Annotated in this window: 16 protein-coding genes; 4 read left to right on the top strand and 12 right to left on the bottom strand. The window is 42.4% G+C overall.

Annotated elements, in window-relative coordinates:
- Window positions 1-73: 73 nt before the first annotated feature.
- Together gabT and ACTQ9S_RS05470 are read left to right on the top strand one after the other, a co-directional pair.
- Window positions 74-1,336: a 4-aminobutyrate--2-oxoglutarate transaminase gene (gene gabT, locus ACTQ9S_RS05475; protein WP_440454224.1), complete on the top strand. Its 1,263-nt coding sequence runs from the start codon at window positions 74-76 to the stop codon at window positions 1,334-1,336.
- A gap of 351 nt (window positions 1,337-1,687) precedes the next feature.
- Window positions 1,688-3,130, top strand: coding sequence for an APC family permease (locus ACTQ9S_RS05470; RefSeq protein WP_068034930.1), 1,443 nt, complete (start codon window positions 1,688-1,690; stop codon window positions 3,128-3,130).
- An 82-nt stretch (window positions 3,131-3,212) separates the two neighbouring features.
- On the opposite strand, the gene ACTQ9S_RS05465 is transcribed toward ACTQ9S_RS05470, so the two are convergent.
- The 6 genes from ACTQ9S_RS05465 to ACTQ9S_RS05440 form a co-directional block, all read right to left on the bottom strand.
- On the bottom strand, window positions 3,213-4,586 hold the full coding sequence (locus ACTQ9S_RS05465; RefSeq protein ID WP_068034931.1) for an NAD-dependent succinate-semialdehyde dehydrogenase: 1,374 nt from the start codon (window positions 4,584-4,586) through the stop codon (window positions 3,213-3,215).
- Between the two features lie 128 nt (window positions 4,587-4,714).
- Complete coding sequence (gene aguA / locus ACTQ9S_RS05460; protein ID WP_440454222.1) at window positions 4,715-5,818, bottom strand: agmatine deiminase; 1,104 nt, start codon at window positions 5,816-5,818, stop codon at window positions 4,715-4,717.
- 82 nt (window positions 5,819-5,900) lie between these two features.
- A complete protein-coding gene (gene aguB, locus ACTQ9S_RS05455; RefSeq protein WP_068326584.1) occupies window positions 5,901-6,770 on the bottom strand; it encodes an N-carbamoylputrescine amidase in 870 nt (289 codons plus the stop codon).
- A 128-nt stretch (window positions 6,771-6,898) separates the two neighbouring features.
- Window positions 6,899-8,392 (bottom strand): Na+/H+ antiporter NhaC family protein, encoded by a 1,494-nt coding sequence (locus tag ACTQ9S_RS05450; RefSeq protein WP_068326587.1) that lies wholly within the window; start codon window positions 8,390-8,392, stop codon window positions 6,899-6,901.
- Between the two features lie 196 nt (window positions 8,393-8,588).
- Window positions 8,589-9,947 carry an NAD(P)/FAD-dependent oxidoreductase gene (locus ACTQ9S_RS05445; RefSeq protein ID WP_440454220.1) on the bottom strand — a complete coding sequence of 453 codons (1,359 nt, stop codon included), beginning with the start codon at window positions 9,945-9,947 and terminating at the stop codon, window positions 8,589-8,591.
- Window position 9,948: 1 nt separating this feature from the next.
- A complete protein-coding gene (locus ACTQ9S_RS05440) occupies window positions 9,949-11,292 on the bottom strand; it encodes a glutamine synthetase family protein (protein WP_440454218.1) in 1,344 nt (447 codons plus the stop codon).
- Window positions 11,293-11,771: 479 nt separating this feature from the next.
- Here ACTQ9S_RS05440 and ACTQ9S_RS05435 point away from each other — a divergent pair, with 479 nt between their 5' ends.
- Both ACTQ9S_RS05435 and ACTQ9S_RS05430 read left to right on the top strand, forming a co-directional pair.
- Window positions 11,772-12,512 carry a gamma-glutamyl-gamma-aminobutyrate hydrolase family protein gene (locus ACTQ9S_RS05435; RefSeq protein ID WP_068034936.1) on the top strand — a complete coding sequence of 247 codons (741 nt, stop codon included), beginning with the start codon at window positions 11,772-11,774 and terminating at the stop codon, window positions 12,510-12,512.
- Window positions 12,487-13,194: a helix-turn-helix domain-containing protein gene (locus ACTQ9S_RS05430; protein ID WP_440454217.1), complete on the top strand. Its 708-nt coding sequence runs from the start codon at window positions 12,487-12,489 to the stop codon at window positions 13,192-13,194. Before ACTQ9S_RS05435 ends, ACTQ9S_RS05430 begins: the two co-directional genes overlap by 26 nt.
- A gap of 72 nt (window positions 13,195-13,266) precedes the next feature.
- Here the strand turns inward: ACTQ9S_RS05430 and ACTQ9S_RS05425 are convergent, their stop codons facing one another.
- The 6 genes from ACTQ9S_RS05425 to carB form a co-directional block, all read right to left on the bottom strand.
- Complete coding sequence (locus ACTQ9S_RS05425) at window positions 13,267-14,607, bottom strand: glycosyltransferase family 4 protein (RefSeq protein ID WP_440454215.1); 1,341 nt, start codon at window positions 14,605-14,607, stop codon at window positions 13,267-13,269.
- Window positions 14,608-14,756: 149 nt separating this feature from the next.
- Window positions 14,757-15,629 carry a TIGR03915 family putative DNA repair protein gene (locus ACTQ9S_RS05420; protein ID WP_440454213.1) on the bottom strand — a complete coding sequence of 291 codons (873 nt, stop codon included), beginning with the start codon at window positions 15,627-15,629 and terminating at the stop codon, window positions 14,757-14,759.
- Between the two features lie 65 nt (window positions 15,630-15,694).
- Window positions 15,695-16,963 carry a putative DNA modification/repair radical SAM protein gene (locus ACTQ9S_RS05415; RefSeq protein WP_351119146.1) on the bottom strand — a complete coding sequence of 423 codons (1,269 nt, stop codon included), beginning with the start codon at window positions 16,961-16,963 and terminating at the stop codon, window positions 15,695-15,697.
- 273 nt (window positions 16,964-17,236) lie between these two features.
- Entirely contained in the window at window positions 17,237-18,175 is a 939-nt protein-coding gene (locus tag ACTQ9S_RS05410; RefSeq protein WP_351119148.1) for a hypothetical protein, read from the bottom strand.
- Between the two features lie 281 nt (window positions 18,176-18,456).
- Window positions 18,457-18,933: a transcription elongation factor GreA gene (gene greA, locus ACTQ9S_RS05405; protein ID WP_068034942.1), complete on the bottom strand. Its 477-nt coding sequence runs from the start codon at window positions 18,931-18,933 to the stop codon at window positions 18,457-18,459.
- 306 nt (window positions 18,934-19,239) lie between these two features.
- A complete protein-coding gene (carB, locus tag ACTQ9S_RS05400) occupies window positions 19,240-22,503 on the bottom strand; it encodes a carbamoyl-phosphate synthase large subunit (protein ID WP_351119150.1) in 3,264 nt (1,087 codons plus the stop codon).
- Between the last annotated feature and the right edge of the window lie 75 nt (window positions 22,504-22,578).

Genomic DNA, 22,578 nt, shown 5'->3' with positions numbered 1-22,578 from the left:
AGATAAATCACTACTCAATAACCGCCACTTAATAACTGGCACTTATGTTAAAAATAAAGAAAAGGACATTTCTATGACTACTACCAATCAATCATTGTTTGAGCGCCGTAAAGCTGTTTTACCAACAGGACTTGGGGTTGCGTTTCCTATCTTTGCAGAAAAAGCAAAGAACTCAGAAGTTTGGGACGTTGAAGGCAATCGTTATATCGACTTCGTTGGTGGCATTTCAGTATTGAATACTGGTCACAGCCATCCAAAAATCACTCAGCGTGTGCATGAGCAACTAGATAAGTTCACCCATACTGCTGCGCAAATGATCAACTACGAATGCTACGTGGATCTTGCTGAAAAACTTTGTGAAAAAGCCCCTATCAGCGGTGAGAAAAAAGCTTTCTTCTTAACCACTGGTGCTGAAGCGGTTGAAAACTGTATCAAGATTGCACGTGCTAAAACGCGTCGTCCAGGTGTGATTTCTTTCGTTGGCGGTTGGCATGGTCGTACCTTAATGTGCATGAGCCTAACGGGTAAAGTATTGCCATACAAAAAGAACTTTGGTCCTATGCCAGGTCCTGTGTTTCATGCGCTATTCCCTGCTGAAGAGCTAAATGTTACAGAAGCTCAAGCACTGCATAGCCTTGAGATGATCTTCCAAGCGGATATTGATCCTAGTGAAGTGGCCGCGATGATTATCGAGCCAGTACAAGGCGAGGGTGGCTTCCATCAAGTAACGCCTTCATTTGCTAAATCTTTACGCGACATCTGTGATGAGCACGGCATCGTCCTAATTTTTGATGAAGTACAGTGTGGTTTTGCTAGAACAGGCACTTTATTTGCAAGTGAGCAGTTAGGCGTTGAGCCTGATTTGATGACCAGTGCCAAGAGCTTGGCTGGTGGTTATCCTATCTCTGCGGTCATTGGTCGTGCTGATATTATGGATGCCCCGCAAGTAGGCGGTTTGGGTGGTACTTATGCTGGCAACCCACTTGCTTGTGTAGCAGCGTTAGCAGTTATGGAGGTAATTGAAGAAGAAAACCTGCTTGAGCGTAGTGTGGAGATTGGCGACAAAATTGAAGCATTCTTAAAAGACTTAAATCTTAGCAGTATTGGTCATATCCGCCATAAAGGCGCGATGCTAGCTTTTGAGCTAATCGACAGCGAAGGCAAGCCTGATACTGATGCGACGGCTAACCTAAAAACCAAATCTTTCGAGCAAGGATTATTATTAGCATCTTGTGGAATGCACGGCAACGCCATTCGTGTGATGGTACCGCTAACAGTTGAAGATGAAGTCCTACAAGAAGGTCTTGATATCATTAAGGGTATTCTAACTGCTTAATTTTTATTAAGTCTTAGCTATTTTACATTAGACAATATATTATGCGTTGTAGCACTATTAGTTACACTTATTAGTTTAATTAAAATTTAAGATGTCAATGTAGTAGTCAAGGTCTACCTCGACTTCGGAGCATTAGCTCTGAGTATAAGCTCTGCAACGGCGTCTTGTAAATCAAGACGCCGTTGCTGTTTTTGGGATTTGAGAATCTCTAATACTCAAAAACGTTCGTTGGAGACGGTACTCAATAAGTACGTTATTTGAACAGAATAATAGGTAGGTTTAACCTATAAATCAAAGTCAGCTTAACCCTAAAAAGGTTAACACGGATGACACACGGACAAGGAGTAAATTATGTCTGGATTAAAGAAATCGTTGGGGACGTTCGATATTATTGCCCTAGCATTTGGTGCTATGGTAGGTTGGGGCTGGGTCGTCTTAGCTGGTGGCTGGATTTTATCTGCGGGCACATGGGGCGCTATGCTAGCGTTCTTAATTGGCGGTATAGCAGTGATACTGATTGGCGTTACTTACGCTGAGCTGGCATCATCAATGCCGATTACAGGCGGTGAGCATACTTATACCCACCGAGCATTGGGGGTCAATGTCTCTTTTATTTGCTCATGGAGTATTTTGTTTGGTTACTTCTCAGTAGTCGCATTTGAGGCAGTAGCCCTACCAACAGTCGTTGAATACTTTATACCCAATTATAACCAAGGTTACCTATGGACCATTGCCGGTTGGGAAGTTTATGCCACGTGGGTAGGCGTCGGTATGCTAGGGTCGGTCGTTGTAACTTGGCTTAATATTCGTGGTATGGAAGTCAGTGCTTGGTTCCAGAAGACAGCAGTATTAGGTATCTTGTTTGTTGGTACGCTGCTAATTATCGGTGCAATACTATACAATCCTGAGACTTCAAATGCAGTGCAATCGCCAGCCTTTATCGGTGGAGTCGGTGGCATGATGGCGGTTATCGTGATGGTACCGTTTATGTTTGTAGGCTTTGACGTTATTCCGCAAGCGGCAGAAGAGATTGATCTGACACGTCCTAATATTGGTAAGTTTTTGATAGTCTCTATCGTCGTTGCTGTGATGTGGTATGTGGGCATCGCATGGAGCGTTGGTACGACATTGCCACTTTTGCAAGCGGAAAACTCAACGCTTGCTACTGCTGATGCAATGACTAACGCATGGCAAGGCAAATGGGCAGGTATCTTACTAGTTATTGGCGGTGTACTCGGTATTCTATCTAGCTGGAATGCGTTCCTAATCGGTGGCAGTCGTTTACTATATGCCATGTCAAAAGCGCATATGTTGCCAGCATTCTTAGGTAAATTACATCCAAAATACAACACACCTGTTAATGCGATTTTACTGATTGGTGGTCTTGCAACGCTAGCGCCATTGTTCGGTCGCAAGATGCTGGTGTGGATCGTTGATGCAGGTGGTTTTGGTATTGTTATCGCTTATACCTGTGTTGCTATCTCGTTCTTAGTGCTACGCTACCGCGAGCCTGATATGGTACGCCCGTTTAGAGTACCAGCTGGAAAGCTGGTAGGCATAATCACAATTGTTTTATGTTTTGGCCTACTTATTCTATATATGCCAGGTATGCCTTCGGCGCTTATAGGTGTTGAGTGGTGGATCTTCCTTGGTTGGACAGTGTTAGGTATTGCATTGTATGGCTATGCATCAGTTAAATATCCAGGTCAAAGTGAAGCAATCATGTCAGAAGAATTACGTCAATTGAAGATTGTGAATCAGTTGTGGTTAAAAGACAATCCGCCCAAAAGATAATATTTTAGATAAAATATTATCTTCCAATAAAAAAGCCTAACATTGAATGTTAGGCTTTTTTTCTAAAAAATTAATTCATTAATTACGATTTATCACGAATTAACTTATAGTTTAAAAATTCAGTGATACCAAGGGTACCAAGCTCGCGACCAAAACCTGAGCGTTTGACGCCGCCGAATGGGGTATTGGCTTCAGAACCAGAAGGTGAGTTGATCGTAACCATACCGACTTCCAATTGCTCAGCGATCTCTGCTGCTAATGCTGAGTCTTGAGTCTGAATAGAAGCACCAAGACCAAATGGGACATCGTTGGCAATCTTGATAGCATGTGCAACATCACGCGCCTTGTAGATGACTGCGACAGGACCAAATAGCTCTTGGCTATAGACATCCATTGAATCATCAACGTCTGCAAGTACGGCAGGAGCAAACCAAGCACCGGGCTTGTCTTTGACAATGCCGCCTTCAACCAATACAGTTGCGCCCGCTTTAATAGCACCGTCTAACTGCTCTTGCAAATTCTCCGCTGCACTCTGTGATGACATCGGTCCAATAAACGTTTTCTGATCTAACGGATCAGACAAAGTCATTCCACGTACGGCATCGGTGAAGCCTTTTACAAACTGGTCATACACGCTTTCGACGATGATTAAGCGTTTAGCAGCATTACAAGCTTGTCCCGTGTTACCAAAGCGACCTTCGATTGCACCTTTAACGGCTTGCTCAATATCAGCATCTGCTGCAACGATAAAGGCATCAGAACCACCAAGCTCTAAAACGACCTTTTTAAGGGCGCCGCCCGCTATTTTGGCAACCGCTTGTCCTGCACGTTCAGAACCCGTCAACGATACACCTTGCACTCTGCTGTCTTCAATAATAGTCGCTGCTTGATCGTTGGTAGCAAAGATATTGTTATAAACGCCATCAGGTAAACCGGCGTCTTTTAGGATCTCAACAACGACTTCTGCGGTATTAGGACACTGCGGCGCATGCTTTAGGATAATGGTATTACCCGCTACCACGTTTGGTGCCACAAAGCGTGCTACCTGATAATGGGGGTAGTTCCATGGCATAATGCCAAATAATACGCCAACTGGTAGCTTTTCTACCGAGGCTGAGCCTTGATCTACATCAATGGTATTTGGTGCTAATAGCTGCTCAGCATTGTCCGCATAATAGCGATAAATTTCAGCAACTAGGCCAATTTCACCCTTTGCTTGGGCAACTGGCTTGCCCATTTCTGTAGCAACCCTATCTGCCAGCTCATCCTGACGATCAATATAGATGTCAGCGACTTTATTTAATATTGCACTACGTTCGCTAAGAGACGTTTTTTGCCAGTCTTGATAAGCCGTATCAGCTTGCTCAATAGCATTCTGAATATCTTGTTCGTTTGCAGTAGGGTAAGTGGCTTCAACTTCGCCAGTAGCTGGGTTGGTTACTTGATATTCGCTCATAAATATTCCTTAGGTTCAAAATCCATTTCTGGTTGTTATTTAAAAAGGTGCTTACTCTGTTAAATTAATTTAAATCTTAGAATAAAGTCTTAAACTAAACAGCCCTTAACAGGTTTGTTGTTAATTAATCACAATTTGGCTGCTGGTTGCTGCTGGGTAATACAATGTATATTACCGCCGCCAAAGACAATCTCTTTCGTCCGTACTCCCACTACCTGATGGCTAGGAAAGACTTTTTCAAGCTGCGCAATTGCTAAACTGTCATTAATATCATCATATTGCGGTACGATAATGGCATCATTACAGATTAAAAAATTGGCATACGAGGCGATGCATACATCACCTGTACGACGTGCTTTAGCATCATCAGACTGCTCAACGTCGTAATGTTCAGGCAAAGTTACGGGGTCTTTAGTACAACAAAGCTTATGAACTTTCAAACGTCTACCTTTAGCATCTGTCATAGCAGATAACTGCTGATATGCTTTTTGCGTAGCGTCAAAAAACGGATGACTAGGATCATCGGTAAATAAGCAAACCACTTCACCGGGGCGCGCAAAACAAGCAATATCATCAATATGGCCTGTGGTCTCTTCAGGATCAATACCGTCATCGATCCATAGCACTTTTTGAGCATTAAGATAAGCTTTAAGCTGGTCTTCAATTTGGCGCTCGGTAAGATGCGGATTACGCCCAGGACTGAGCAGACACATACGCGTAGTCAGTACTGTGCCTTCGCCATCGACATGAAAAGCGCCACCTTCCATCACAAAACCTTCAGTACGATAGCGTTTGATATCTAAATAATCGCATAGACGCGCAGCTAACTTATCATCATCATCCCAAGGTGCATAAAGACCGTCATAGTCTCCGCCCCATGCATTGAAAGTCCAATCACAGCCGCGTAGCTCACCTGCATCATTGATTAAAAAGGTTGGAACGATGTCACGCGCCCATGCATCATTGCTCGGCATGGAGATGACTTCGATATCATCAGGCAGGCTATCACGACATTGTTGATAGTCATTAAGGTTGACTAAAACTGCGACCTCACAAAAGCGTCTGATAGCCATAGCTACCGCTGCATAAGCTGCTTTAGCAGGTATAGCTTGCTGACGCCAGTTATCCGCTCGATAGGGCCATACCATCCATACTTTCTGTAATGGCTCAAATTCCGCTGGCATATAAAAGCCGTCATCGGACGGAGTTGAGTCTTGAATGAGTTCAGACATATGAGTCACCTTGTTAGCAGTAGTATTTTAAGAAACGATTTTGTATGGCCTATATCAGTCATAGTTTGACATTATTTGCAGTTTAGCCATGGGTAAGTAAAGTGCCATACATAGATGGACGACGATCGCGGAAAACACCCCACTGATGACGATCACTGGCAAGCTTATCCAAATCAAAGGTTGCGCTAATCACTTCAGTTTTATCTGCTGAGGCTTCTTCGATAATCTCACCTCTTCCATCAGTGATAAATGAGCTACCGTAGAACGCCATAACGCTATCAACGCCGTTCTGCGTTATCGTCTCGGAGCCGATACGATTAGACGCCACCACTGGCATTAGGTTGGCTGCTGCATGACCTTGCATACAACGCTGCCAATGGCCTTTTGAGTTGATACCCAATGTTGGCTCATCACCAATCGCTGTCGGGTAAAATAATATCTCAGCACCCATAAGTGCCATACTACGCGCGCATTCAGGGAACCACTGATCCCAGCAGATACCTACACCAATCTTGGCATATTTGGTCTCCCAAACCTTGAATCCAGTATCGCCTGGGGTAAAATAAAACTTTTCGGCGTAAGGAATACCATCTGGTATGTGGGTTTTACGATAAGTGCCCAGTATTTCGCCATCGGCATCAATCACGGTGACACTATTAAAAAAAGTATTACCTGATTTTTCATAAAAGCTAATCGGTAGTACCACTGCTAGCTCTTTGGCCAAGTTTCTAAAGTGTTTGATAGCAGCGTTGTCTGCTACTGAGGTAGCAAGCTTAAAATAATCGAAGTCATGAACTTGGCAAAAGTAGGGGGTCTCAAACAACTCTTGTAGCAAGATAATATTGGCGCCAGCCTTGGCAGCTTTAGTGACTAAATCAGTAGCGATATCAATATTTTGTTGTTTATCCCAGCTACAAGCCATCTGAGTGGTAGCAACGGTTACAGTGCGCATAATCTAATTCCTTTTATAGGCGGATAAGTAATGTCGGACAAAAAGATGATGTTGGACAGTTAATAATGGGCAACTACCAATCAGTAATTGCCCATGGTTTAACGGTTAATAATAACGCTAATCAATACTTAAGCCATCATATAACCTAAGCCTAAGAAGGTTACGACGGACAATACTGCACCAAGCATCGCATAGGGGAACTGCGTAAAGGCATGCTGCATCGGTGAACAGCCAGCTCCTTGTGCTGCTAGTAATGATGAATCACTAAAGAAACAAGCATGGCTACCAAATGAAGAGGCAGATAATAATGCGCCGATCATCAATGGTGTACTAACACCTAATGCTAATGAGATTGGAAATACAATTGGCATTGCTAGAACGTATAGACCCCAGCTTGACGAAGTCGCGAATGTTAAGAAAGCCATAACGGCAAAAATAACTGCTGGGAAAATTATAATAGTCATGTAAGGGGTAATGGCATCGATAACATAAGTTGTCATGCCAAGGCTATCATTGATTTCTTTCAAGAAGAAACCACCAATGACGGTTGAAAGTGGGTAAAGCATGACCTTAAAGCCTTTAAAGATAGCTTCAACTTGCGTATCAAAATTCAAGATGCCTTGTATCCAATAGATGATAACCGTTACAAAACAGGTAAATAATGCACCACGTAATAGATCAACCTCAAAATAAATCGTTGAGCCGATTAATAGGATCATAGGAAAGGCGAAGTTAAATATATTGGCCTTAAAAGAGAGCTTGCGTTTGGCTTGTACGTTAGAGACTAGCTGCTCTTCTACAAACGCTTCAGGAACAGGATTGCCAGCTTTGGCGCGTGCTTCCGCTTTTTTCATCGGACCCCAATCGCCTAAAATACCGTAGGCTACCAAAAAGACGATAAGGAGAGCAAACCACGCGTAGGCCATAAAGGGAATAGCACTAATATAGAGCGACAGCCCGCCACCTTCTACTGCGACATTATTTTCTTCTAATAAACCTGCAAAATAGACGGCCCACGTAGAAATAGGAACAATTACACACATCGGCGCAGCTGTTGAATCGACAATATAAGCAAGCTTCTCACGGGATACATTGTAGACATCAGTAAGTTTTTTGACAGACGTTGAGACTGCTAAACAGTTTAGATAATCATCAATGAAGACCACAACGCCCAAAGCAAATGTAGCCAATAGTGACTGTCTACGCGACTTGATTATTTTTTGTAGCCATTCGCTAAAGCCGTCTAAACAACCGCTAATCTCGAGCAATTGAATAAGACCACCCATTAGGCCACAAACTAAAACAATCCAGATAATAGTCTCATTACCTAGAACCATAGAAATATTGTCAGCAAAAGGTGAGACCAGATTGAAGGGATTAAGCATCACCAGACCAGCGACACAGCCCGCTATCATCGACTCAAATGGACGTCTAGAGATAATAGCAGTGACTAGTACTAGTAGCGTTGGTAGTAGTGATAAGGCGCCCCATGATTCAGATGCATCACGAGTGGTTGAGAGCCAAACAAAAGCAAGGTAAATGGCTATACCCACTACCAGCGTTAGAAAAACTCGCTTGTTATGATACTGTCCTTCAACAGCATCATTGAGCTTCATATTCATATTTACACTCCTTGTAAAACCTCATTGTTTTTGTAGAACAAAATTCGTTCTTTAATTAGTTCTTAATAGGAGTGGCGAATCGACTTCCTATCAAGCCCATCACAACACTCCATTGTTATGATGGTGTAATGTAACAACGATCCTCAAAATAAAGCTTTTAAAACTGGACTATTATCTATTAATAAACCCAGCCAGTCTACATGCCAGTACTATCTTTTAGGGCGTACCACCATGATCCCATCATAGAATAAGGAACCCTTAATGCACGGCCACCTGGGAAAGGTATCCACGGAATCTTGGTAAAAGTATCGAACTCTGCGGTCTTCCCATTAATAGCATCAGCTAGTATCTGTCCAAATAAATGTGATCCTGTTATACCATGGCCACTATAGCCATGAGCAAAAAATACTCGGTCATGTAGCTTACCTAGTTGTGGCACACGAGAAAAAGACAAGGCAAAATTACCACTCCATGCATAGTCTATTTTGACATCGCGCAACTCTGGAAAGATTTTATTCATATTAGGTCTGATCTTGGCAGTGATGTCGGCTGGGTCTTGACCACCGTAAACAGTACCGCCACCGAATAACATACGTTTGTCGGCAGAAAGACGGTAGTAATCAAGAATATAGCGTACATCTTCAACACAGACATCAGTTGGGAGTAGTTGGTCTGCTAGATCTCCTAAAGGTTCGGTAGCGATAATCTGAGTGGATACTGGCATAACACGGTCAGTCAGTTTTGGAATGACTTTATTTAAATAAGCATTGCCGCAAATAACCGCTTGCTTACAAGTAACCGTGCCAAACTCGGTAATAATTTTGATAGAGTCATCAGCATACTCAATATCAACCATGAGCGTATTTTCATAAATGATACCGCCGCCTTGTTCAACAGCAACAGCTTCACCAAGCGCAAGATTTAACGGGTGAAAATGCCCACCCGAGTGATCAATGACTCCGCCTACATAAGCATCTGTTTTTATATGCTCTTGAATACCATGCTTGTCTAACATCTCTCGATCATGCATACCATGGCTTTCCCACAGTGCATGCGTTTCTTGTAAATCTTTTAATTGACCGTTATTTAAAGCGGCAAAGATATTTTTTTCTTTTAGGTCACAGTCAATATTGTAGTCGCTGATGAAACGGCGAATGATTTTGCCACCGCGAGTCACTAGCTGACCGACAAAGTCTGCATTCTGTTGACCATAAGACTTTTTAATCTTTTGTAGACTAGCGTTGAGTCCGTTGACAATCTGACCGCCATTACGTCCTGATGCGCCCCAGCCAATCTGTGCCCCTTCAAGAACTACGACCTCGTGATCAGTCTCAACAAGATGTAATGCTGTTGATAAGCCACTATAGCCGCCACCAACCACACAAATCTCAGTTTGAATGTCGTTTTTCAAAGTAGGTCTGTCGGGCTTAGGATTACGACTGGCAGCATAATAACTATCAGGGTATTGACCTTTGTCTGAATAATGCGGGATATTGCGCTTGTTATTAGACTGAAGGTTTTGATCCATAGGCGGAGTAGCATTGCTATTTGACATATTAGACATCCTGTAAATAGGTGAGGTATTCAAGGTTAGTGACTTGCTGAGCAAAGCGCTTGGCTTCTTGCTTTTTGACTGCGATTAACAGCTCAATCATCTCGCTTGGGAATAAAGAGTCAATTAAATCGCTGCTTTCAAACTTACGGATGGCTGAGAGCCAATCTAAAGGCAAGGTTTTAAGCTCAGCTTCGTTATAAGTAATGCTGTTAATTGGTTCTGGAGCTTCAAGCTTGTTTTCGATGCCATATAACATGCCTGCTAAAACTGCGCTACAGACTAGATATGGGTTAGCATCTGCACCAGATACACGGTGCTCAATGCGGCGTGCTCTAGAATCGCCACCAGGGATACGAACTGCCGCTGTACGATTCTCATAACCCCATGAAATGTTGTTTGGTGCCAGTGTACCAGGGGTAAAACGGCGATAAGAGTTAACATGTGGGGCAAATAATAAGGTGCAATCTGACATAGTCTTTAGCAGACCTGCGACCGCATGACGTAACATGTCTGAGCCTTCATCTGACCCATCATCAAACACATTATTGCCGTCTTTATCAAGCAAGCTACAGTGGACATGAAAGCCATTGCCCGATTGTAGACCAAAAGGTTTTGCCATAAAGGTGGCAGTTAACTTGCGACGTGCAGCGACAGCTTTAACAACTTGTTTGAACAAAATAGCATCATCAGCTGCTTTTAACGGATCGTCAACGTGTAATAAATTAATCTCAAACTGACCGCAACCGTTCTCAGCTAAAGCTGCATCAACGGGAATATCAAGTTTTTCGCATTGAGCATAGACTTCATCTAAAAATTCATCGAATTGTAGCAAGTCATTGATACTTAAAATTGAGGTTTTATTTAATCTCAAACCGCTTTTTGGACGGATAGGTGGTTTTGGAGTTTCACCTTCAATGTAGTCAACCAGATAAAACTCAAGTTCAGTTGCCATCACTGGCGTGAGTCCAAGCGCTTTGAATTTTTTACTGATGTAATCTAAAACGTGTCTAGCATCACCGTAATAAGGCTCATTGTCTTCGGTATATAGCCAAACGGGTAGCAAGGATGATAGTGCACTAGTGTTAAGAAGTGGATATGCTGCGCGGCCTGTAGGACGGGCAATGGCATCTATATCACCATTACATTGAGATGACTCGATGACATCAGCGCCCCAAATATCGACTCCTAAGATTGACAAAGGTAATCGTATCGCACCGTTTTCTGCTTTTTCCATCTGATTAAAAGGGATGCGCTTACCACGAAGTAAGCCATTAATATCACCTGCTGCAACATATACATATTCGGTGTTGTTTGCAGATTCGACCATTCCATTGGTTGTCGTCATGTCTATAATTCCTATTAATTTTGATGATTTCTTGGGTTGTTGTTACTACGTTTTTAATAGCTGTCATTTATAACCTTTTAGTAGAGGTTATAAATGGTTTTAAATAAAACAGTGGCTATAAGTGATGCAAAAGATAAGAGCTGATTTACTTGCTACGAGTCATTATCAACGTTAATTAATTTATTTTTTACAATAATATTAACTACTTAACGTTATTTCATACCCACATTTATCAATTTGTTTAATGTATAAAATGAGTCTTTTGTCTTACTGATGTCCTCCAATATATGACTGAAATTTATATATGTCAATTTTTATTTAAAACTATTGAAAAGTAATTTATTACATTCATATTCATTAATGGATATTAATAATGAAGTTTATAGTTTACATTTTAGGAGTGAATATGTTAAATTTTAGTCCATGAGAAGCTCATACTAGGCTTTTAGGTTTAGATGTCACATTCAGGGAAGACTAACATGCATACTTTCAGACCAATTATCGCTATTGTCTCTTGTCACAAAATGGTTGATGGTCAGCCAGCACAAGCGGTTTATCAAAAATATATCGATGCAGTAAACTTCTATGGCGGTAATCCCATATTGCTGCCAAACACTGCTGCTGATAGTGAAAATTTTGATGCACTGCTAGAAATTGCTGATGGCATATTATTAACTGGCAGCTATAGTAACGTCGCACCGACACGCTATGGAGCAACGCATATTGAAGAAAAGCAAGATTTGGGTCGTGATGATCTCAGTTTTAAGCTGTTGGCATATGCTGATAAAACTGGCACGCCCTTATTAGCGGTTTGCCGAGGTTTACAAGAGATGAATGTCCATTTTGATGGAACGTTGCATCCAGATTGGCGTGACATAGATGGATTTTATGAGCCGCATTTAGAAGACAATACACAACCACTTGAAGTGCAGTATCAGCCGGTACATGACGTTATCATTCAGCCGAAGGGAAGGTTAGCGGCGTTTGGCAAAGAGTGGCATGTTAACTCGCTACACAAGCAAGCTATCAGTGAAGTAGGCGAGCGCTTATTTGTTGAAGCAATGGCCCCTGATGGGCTAGTAGAAGCTATAAGCTTAGTACAACATCCATTTATGATTGGTGTACAATGGCATCCTGAGTTAAATTATGCGCAAGATAACTTGTCCAAATTTCTATTCACGGAATTCATTCAATATGCCAGCAAAAAACTCTCTAGATAATATTACTGATACTGATACTGATACTGATACTGATACTGATACTGATACTGATACTGATACTGATACTGATATCGACGATGAATTGATACCTGACAAAGTGTCGGCAGTTCTCGAAACAGATGAACAACCAGAAGAAGATATTGGCAAAAAGATTAATCAGCTGCGCCTTGCTAAAGGTTACTCACAACGTAAACTAGCAAGGATGGCAGGACTGACCAATACTTCAATTAGTGCTATTGAACGCAATAAAGTTAGTCCAGCAGTCAATACATTAAAAGCAATATTAGAGGTGTTAGGTTCTGATCTCACCACCTTTTTTAGTGATGAATGGAAAGAGCCTAAGGCGAGAGTAGTGGTTACCCCTAAGGATTTGATTGAGCTCAGTGAATCTAATAGTAGAGTTTCACTCAAGCAGGTATATAACTGCAGCACAACAAAGAATCTAGGATTCCTGATTGAGACTTATCAACCGAATAGCTCTACTGAAGAGAAGATCGCTCATGAAGGAGAAGAGATTGGCACGGTCATCGAAGGCAAAATTCTTATCCGCATCGAAGAGACCACGTATTTGCTAAATCAGGGTGATAGCTATGTGATTGATACCATGAAGCCGCATACTTTTATCAATCCTAGCGCTACTGTCACTCGTATCGTTAGTGCGCATACACCAACGACTTATTAAATTAGAATCTTAGTAAATCTTGTTTAGTAGTATGTTATAGAGTGATATGTCGATAAATTTCGCTGTCTATTTTTATCGATTATTATCAACTTCCTTCTTATTCGTGTTGTCTGTCTTTTTGATAACTACCTTAGCGTCGCCCATCGCTTTTGGCGACTTTTTTAATAGCTCAACCTTAGTAACTTCTGGCTTTTTGTGAATAGATTCGATAACAGGTTTGTTAATAGCTTTCAGGTGCTTTTTAGATCTCTTTAATGAGTGAGCCTTCAATAGTGCTTGTTCTTCCGCTTGTAGCTCGTCATATAGACTTTGATAGACCTCAATCGTCTCTTTAATCATCTCACGCATGGTGAATTTATCTGTCATCTCAGGACGAGTGACGCTCTCTAGTTGACTTTTAACGACTTTGCACAGTGCTTGAGCACTGTATTTTTTGACCAATCCTTGTGGGTATAGAGGTTGCAAAATTTCACTAAATGCGGCTTGATCCCAACCTACTACTGGTGTGCCCAAATGAATCGCTTGTAGTGCATTAATACCAATAGATTCAGGCTCATTAGCAAGTGCCATCACGATATTTGCTGCTGATAACCACTCACGCATATCATTACGCTTACTGCCAACATAGGTGATGCGGTCCGCAAGCTCAAGAGCGTGAGTACGTTGCCGAAAATCCTCGTGTGCTACATCGCCATCTCTATGATCTTCGTCCATTATAATCGCGTGAATATTGGGAAATTGTTCCTGCAAATTTCCCAAAATATCAATCAGCCATTCTTGACCATACTCATTACCGATTACCGTTGGGAATACCAGCCACTTTTTATGTTCAAGCTCAGGGTATTCTGCAAAAGTCCGTCGTAACCAGTATACGGATGGGTTATGGCGATACGGATAACGACGCGTATCAACACCGCGGTAAATGCGTTTGATTACTTTAGAGTCGATATCTTCGCGTTGTAGTCCTTTTCTTAAATAATTCGTCACACTGTCTGATACCGTAATAATGGTATCGACATCGAGTAACGCTTGTGAGTATTTATTAATAGAATAAAAGCCATACATGGTTGAGACTAATTTTGGCCGACGTTTTACGCGTGCGCGACGTAAGGCTAAATGTAATATCCAAGCAGGCGTGCGTGAATGCACATGGATAATATCAGGATTGTATTGTTCAATAAGATGACGTAACGGTGCGACCTGTAATAAGGATAACCACGACTTTTTATACATATGTAGCTGATGGTATATATTGCCATCACGCTCTAAACGTTTGACCAAATCGTTATCATCATTAGCGCTAGAGATAATAATGGAGGTATGTCCATTTTTGACCAAGGCACGCCCAAGATGAAAAATACCGCGTTCGGATTCATCATGCTTTAAAGACGACAGTAAGCGCATAACTTTCATAATAGCGTTGGTCACCAGTTAAAATATCAAGCTGCTATTGTCAGTTAAAAGCGCTAAAAACTCAACCATGAAGGCTAATTAGAGGTTACAAATAATTTTAGCAGTTATGTTTTTATAATAAATGTAATTATAGAATGTTTGATCAAAAGTCAGCGCCGTTTTTGCAGGTGCTCAGCATTAGGCAATACTTGTTTTTCACTTAAATATTTCCAGTAGCGCTGCGGTAAATATTGCTTATGCAAACGCGGGTTTTTACGCTCTTTGATATTGACGTTGGTAAAGTAACCTTGCCAAAATTTCTGATAGCGCTGTTCATCCTCACTATGAATACTGGCAGGATTACGTAGTACGGCATCATCAAGGTCAGTAATGGTCTGCAAGGCTGCAGGGCGCGAAGGTGTACTTTGGCTCTTGTCATAATAAATACCATAACCACGAGCCAAATCATAAATCGCCCAGTGCTGATCTTGGTAACGCTGCCGAAAATGCTCACCAATCAAGGGCAAAACATTAAAATCAGGCTCAACGCGAGCAAAGTAGATATCATCAGTCGTATGCTCAAAACGCACAAACGCTTCCATGCGATGCTTCTCACGACCGACAGACTTTACCGTCTGTACCAACTCCAGCACATCTAAATTACCCAAATCTTCCATAATATGACGGATAGGGTAATCAATAGCGTATTTAATCACCTGAAATAAAGTGGTGCCGATGTTGTCTTTTTCAGACAAAAATCCCCATAAAATATTGCGCATACCTGAACGACCTAATATCTTATTCATTTTTATCAGTACGCGTTCGGCTTTATCTTCATCAATACTAACATTAGCTGCTTGAGCTATTAGTGAAGGTACGTAACAGTCCTGAGCGGTCAGTTGTAACGATTCATCGTCTTGTAATCGGTTGGCATATACGTAAAACACGGCGCTTAGCCAACCCTCAAAACTTGGCTCATAAAGCACAATACTGGGCGTTAAGTGACCGATAGCGTACGTTGTGTGTTGCGCAAGTTGCGACATCGTCTATCCTAAGATAACATTTAGAATGTAGTGGCTTATTTTATAAATAATTTTTAACACTATATTTAAAATAATGCCAACTGCCCACTGCGCTGATCTTTAAACTTGGTCTGCGTTTGGGCAAGTACATATTGGCGGAAGTTGTCACGCGTTAAATGCGCAAGGTGCTCGTTTTTACCTGTAGTAGCAATGAAGTATTTGGCACGATTGACCGCTGCGCCCATCTTTTTTAAATGATAAAGCGTTAACTGATTAAACTTGCGTGCCTTCACTATCTTTTTAGCCGTCTTAGTACCGATACCTGGAATGCGCACAATCATCTCGTAGCTCGCCGTTTGAATATTGACGGGAAAGTGTTCGCGATGGCGAATAGCCCAAGCCAGTTTTGGATCGCAATCTAAATCTAAAAATGGTGATTCAGGTTCAACAATTTCATGTGCGCCAAAACCATAAAAACGCATCAGCCAATCGGCTTGATATAGGCGGTTTTCACGTACCATCGGTACTGGTGTGCCAATCTCTGGCAGGCGACTATCGGATAGCATTGGTACGTAACCAGAATAGTAAACGCGCTTAAGGTCATACTGTTTATAAAAATGACTCGATAACTGAATCACCTGTAAGTCGGTTTCGTTACTAGCACCGACTATCATCTGGCTGGTTTGACCAGCAGGTACAAACTTAGGGGCTTTTTTATGAGTTTTACGGCTTTCACGAATAGTGATGATTTCTTCTTTTACCGTTTCCATCGGTGCTTTTAATTGCTCGTGCGACTTCTCTGGTGCGAGCAAAGCTAGACCAGACTTGGTGGGAATCTCGATATTAACGCTGAGACGGTCTGCATATAATCCAGCTTCTAACAGTAATTCTTTTGAAGCGCCCGGAATGGCTTTTAAGTGAATATAACCGTTAAAGCGCTCACGGGTACGTAATATCTTAGCGACTTCTACCAAGCGCTCCATCGTATGGTCGCCACTTTTAAAGATACCTGAGCTAAGAAACAGCCCTTCGATATAGTTACGACGATAAAACTGCATGGTTAGATCAACGACTTCCTCGACACTAAAAGCCGCGCGCGGGGTGTCATTGCTTTTGCGGGAGGTGCAGTACGCGCAATCATAGATACAGTGATTGGTCAGCAGAATTTTAAGCAAGCTGACACAGCGACCATCTTCGGTATAGCTGTGACAGATACCTGTTGCTGAGGCGTCACCGAGACCACCGCCTTGGTTTTTGCGAGTGCCAGCGGATGAGGAGCAAGAGACATCATACTTAGCGGCATCCGCTAAAATGTTGAGCTTACCTTGCAGTCGTTCATAATTGATGGTTGCCATAAGTGGTAGTTACCAATGAATTAATGAAAGACTATTTTATCAAATTTGTAGTTAAGTCATTGTATTTATAGGATTATTTATAAAACAACACGACAGGTAGTGTCGTACTGAAAATAAATGATATTACTGGTAAAAACTGCTCAAATGATTGTATGAAAAATTAATTAAAAAATTTCACCAACTAAAAAAGGCCTTGCCAACTAGAAAACTAGCCCGCAAGACCTTTTATCAACTTTAGTATTTATTAAGTAACAATACTCTAGAATCTAACTTTTATTGTACCTTGGCGCGTATAACCACGGTTTGGGGAGTATTGGCATCAAGATTGACCAAATTCCATTTTAGACCAGAATAGTTCTCTTGAACCACAACGGTGTTGCCAACTTGTTGAATGGTTTGATAGCTGTCACCGCCAGTAGTAGCGAGCGTCGGTAGTGGGCTATTTAGCGATACTAATTTGACGCCAGTTGGTAATGAAACCATGGCATTAATATCATTCACCGGTTGTGCAGTAGTATTAGTATAAGTGGTGTGATATTCAATGACATCACCGGGTGCAACATGATTAGCAGGCACCGCAAGCTCACGACCATCACTGTTTTTTAGAATTTTCATAATTTTGGTTTGCGCGCCAACGATATCAGGCGTACTAAAAGTCGGTTTTAATTGCAAGGTATCCAAAGATGTCGTTGCAGAGACTATTTGGCTGGTCATCGGTTGGCTGCTAATCACTTGGGTCGTTGCTGTTTGATTGATAACAGGCAGCGATACATTGGTAGCGACAGGCAGCACTTGGGCCACTGTATTTACAGGAGTGGTCAACACACCTGCTCGGGTAACTTGGTTGGTCACCGGTATGGTATTGAGGGGTATGGTATTAACTGGGACTGTAGTGATAGTTGTACTGCCCTGAGTAGTGCCTTGATGAATAGTATAACGTGGCACATTAGAGATTTGAGTGACTGCAAACGGTAGGCCGTCTTGCATCGTAATACTATTAGGCGTGGCAGTGATGGTAGCGGTTTTGCCATCAGAGTACTGCTCAACGACGGTAGTACTACCAGTCGTAGGCTGGCTAATCACAATTTCAGGAGCAGCATTTGCTGTAGAAGTAGCAAGAATACAACCAGTAAGAACACCAATAATAGCAGTGCTAATGCACACCGGTTGAGTTTTGTTAAGTGTTTTTGGCATATTAAGATTGATGGTCATAACAGAGTCCTTTCAGATAATGATAAATGAAGCTAAGATAATTAAATACATAGATATAAAAAACCCTCGTGGGTTGACAATCTAAATCATGTCAACCCACGAGGGTAGGAACCTTAATGGAAACCAGCAATTCGACCGACACCATTTACAAGATACGTATTAATTTAAACCCAAACAATTATGCACTAAAAAAATTATATTAGAAAAGCACAATTGTGTAATTTATAAAATGTTAAGTAGCTTTCAGAAGATTCTATAGTCAGTAGCTGTAACTATCTATACTAACCGTAGATGATTTTCATCACTTCATACTCAACCACACCTTTTGGTGTTTCAATACGGGCTTCATCACCTTCAAACTTACCAATAAGACCACGAGCGATAGGCGAGTTGACAGAGATTTTGCCTGCTTTAAAGTCAGCCTCGTCATCACCAACGATCTGGTAATGTTTTTCTTCTTCAGTTTCCATGTTTTCAATAACGACAGTAACGCCAAATACTACACGACCTTCTTGTTTTAAAGTCGCAGTATCAATCACTTGTGCTCCGCCAAGTTTTGCTTCGATATCACGAATACGTGCTTCACAAAACCCTTGCTGCTCACGGGCGGCATGGTATTCAGCGTTCTCTTTTAGGTCACCGTGTTCGCGAGCTTCAGCAATAGAAGCAGTGATGCGCGGACGGTCGATACTTTTTAACTGTTTTAATTCGGCTTCTAAAGCCGCATGTCCTTGCGGAGTCATGGGATAACGTTGCATGTTTTTTTCCTTAAACCAATAACATCACACCACCTCATAAGAGATGGTGTCAGCGTTATTGCAATGAATGTGAATATAAAAAAGGCAGTGTTTGCGTTATGTGATCATTAAATCGTCAATTAATTTATTGGTTTATTCAGTAGCTCACGATAAGCTTACGTAATAAAAAGCATAGTCGCAGGTAGGCCACTATGCTTTTTAAAATGATTACGACATTAAGGTTGCGACTATAATTCTAAACACTGTAATTTTGAACTAAGAACTATGTGTTAAGTCGTCATTACTATTATGCTTAATCTACTGAAGTTATTCAACCAAGTCAATAGACTTTGCTTGCTCATGCAAATCTTGTAGCTTATACACATCAAACGGTAAGTCGATAGCATAAGATTTACAGACTGCATCTGCTGCACCTAAGGTAGTAACGTAGAATACTTTACCTTGTAGCGCACTACGGCGAATAGAGAATGAATCCTCTTGCGCCTGTTTGCCTTCGGTCGTATTGATAATAAGGTCAATCTTGCCGTTTTTCAAGGCATCAACGATATGCGGGCGACCTTCAGTGACTTTGTTGATTTTCTTACATTCAATACCGTTATCGCTCAGTACTTTTTGCGTACCAGTGGTAGCGACAATGTTAAAGCCAAATTCGACCAGCTGACGAGCGATGGGAGTGACTTGTTCTTTATCGCTATCACGTACCGAGATAAAGACCGTTTTGGTTTCGCCTTCAGTTGGTAAGCCAGGCAAGCGCTCATTGCTACCGATAACCGCTTTATAGAAGGCTTCGCCAAAGGTTTTGCCAACGCCCATGACTTCACCAGTTGATTTCATCTCAGGGCTCAAGATTGGATCGACGCCAGGGAATTTAGCAAATGGGAATACCGCTTCTTTTACGGCATAAAATGCAGGAACAATCTCTTTAGTAAAGCCTTGATCTTTTAGCGAGGTTCCAGCCATACAGCGCGCAGCAATTTGTGCTAATGACGTACCGATACATTTGGAGACAAAAGGCACGGTACGGGCAGCACGAGGGTTGACCTCAAGAATATAAACCGTTTCACCTTTTACCGCGAACTGTACGTTCATCAGACCGATAACGCCAAGCTCTTTTGCCATGGCAACGGTTTGAGCGCGCATCACGTCACATAATTCTTTAGATAGTGAGTAAGGTGGTAATGAACACGCTGAGTCACCAGAGTGTACGCCCGCCTGTTCAATATGCTGCATGATACCGCCAATCACCACGTCAGTACCATCGCAGACACAGTCAACATCGACTTCGATGGCATCATCCAAAAAGCGATCTAACAATACAGGCGCTTCGTTTGAAGCTTGTACCGCTGTGCGCAAGTAATGTCTGAGCTCGTCTTCGTTATAGACGATTTCCATCGCACGGCCACCTAAGACGTATGATGGGCGCACTACCAATGGATAACCAACGTCTTTTGCTTTAACCAAGCCGTCTTCCAAACTAGTCGCTAGCGCGTTTGAAGGTTGAATGAGGTCTAATTGATGAATCATATGCTGGAAGCGCTCACGGTCTTCAGCACGATCAATGGCGTCAGGGCTAGTACCAATGATTTTCACGCCAGCAGATTCTAAAGCGCGGGCAAGTTTCAATGGCGTTTGACCACCGAATTGTACGATAACGCCATCAGGATTTTCGATACGCACAATCTCAAGCACGTCTTCTAAGGTAATTGGTTCAAAGTATAAACGGTCTGACGTGTCATAATCGGTTGAAACCGTTTCAGGGTTACAGTTAACCATGATGGTCTCATAACCATCTTCGCGCATCGCAAGGGCAGCGTGTACACAGCAATAGTCAAACTCGATGCCTTGACCGATACGGTTTGGACCGCCGCCGATCACCATGATTTTCTTATTATCAGTCGGGTTAGCTTCACATTCGCTGTCGTACGTTGAGTACATATAAGCGGTGCTAGTCGCAAATTCTGCAGCACAAGTATCGACGCGCTTATAGACGGGGTAAACGTTTAAATCCCAGCGTTTCGTACGTAGCTGCTTTTGTGAGACGCCAAGTAGTTTCGCCAAACGTAAATCTGATAAACCTTTACGTTTAAAGTTACGCAAATTCTGTTCGGTTAGGCCACCAAAGCCTAGAGTTTTAACTTGTGCTTCGGTTTTAACGATGTCTTCGATTTGCACCAAGAACCATGGGTCGATTTTGGTAAAGTTGAATACTTCATCGACGCTCATCCCAACGCGGAAAGCATCTGCGACATAATAGATGCGCTCAGGAGTAGGGATGGTCAAGCGATTGGTAATCTCGCTACGGGCTTTCTCAACGCTGACTTTTGATAAATCAATTTGCTCATCAAAACCATCATTGCCTGTTTCCATGCCGCGTAATGCTTTTTGCATTGATTCTTGGAAGTTACGGCCAATCGCCATCACTTCGCCGACTGATTTCATCTGCGTCGATAGGATATTGTCCGCTTGCGGGAATTTTTCAAAGTTAAATCTCGGTATCTTAGTAACAACATAATCAAGCGCAGGCTCAAAACTCGCTGGCGTTTTGCCGCCAGTGATGTCGTTTTGCAATTCGTCTAGCGTATAACCAACGGCTAATTTTGCCGCGATTTTCGCAATCGGGAAGCCAGTGGCTTTTGATGCTAATGCTGATGAGCGTGATACGCGCGGGTTCATCTCGATGACGACCATACGACCCGTGTCAGGGTTGATACCGAACTGGACGTTTGAGCCGCCTGTTTCCACACCAATCTCACGCAGTACGGCTAATGAAGCATTACGCATGATTTGGTATTCTTTGTCGGTCAAGGTTTGTGCTGGTGCAACCGTGATCGAATCGCCAGTGTGTACGCCCATTGGGTCAAAGTTTTCAATGGCACAGATGATGATGCAGTTGTCGTTTTTGTCACGAACCACTTCCATCTCATATTCTTTCCAACCGATTAATGATTCATCGATAAGTAATTGATGGTTCGGCGATAAGTCAAAACCGCGCTCACAAATCTCGATAAATTCGTCACGGTTATAGGCGATACCGCCGCCTGATCCGCCCATGGTAAATGAGGGACGAATGATACAGGGATAGCCCATTTTTTCTTGGGTCGCAAAAGCTTCTTCCATGGTCTCAGCCGTTTCAGCACGTGGGCATTCAAGGCCGATACGCTTCATGGCTTTATCAAATAAGTTACGGTCTTCTGCCATCTCAATCGAGTCTTTGGTCGCGCCAATTAGCTCGCAATTGTATTTGGTCAATACGCCGTGCTTGTCTAATTCTAGGGCGCAGTTTAGTGCAGTCTGTCCGCCCATCGTTGGTAAGATAGCATCAGGACGCTCTTTGGCAATGATTTGTTCAACCGTCTGCCAAGTAATCGGCTCGATATAGGTTGCGTCAGCCATGACAGGGTCGGTCATGATGGTCGCAGGGTTTGAGTTGACCAAGATGACGCGGTAGCCTTCTTCTTTTAGCGCTTTACACGCCTGCGCGCCTGAATAGTCAAACTCACATGCTTGACCGATGACGATAGGGCCTGCGCCAATGATAAGAATGCTTTTTATGTCGGTACGTTTTGGCATAGTTAGGGCTACCTTCGTTTGGGTGATATTTTGAGTAATCTGGATTTTAACGATATTTTAAATAACGCTTATCGT

It is taken from the genome of Psychrobacter sp. ASPA161_9, assembly GCF_051970275.1.
Taxonomy (GTDB): Bacteria; Pseudomonadota; Gammaproteobacteria; order Pseudomonadales; family Moraxellaceae; genus Psychrobacter.
This window is presented reverse-complemented; position numbering and strand designations above follow the sequence as displayed.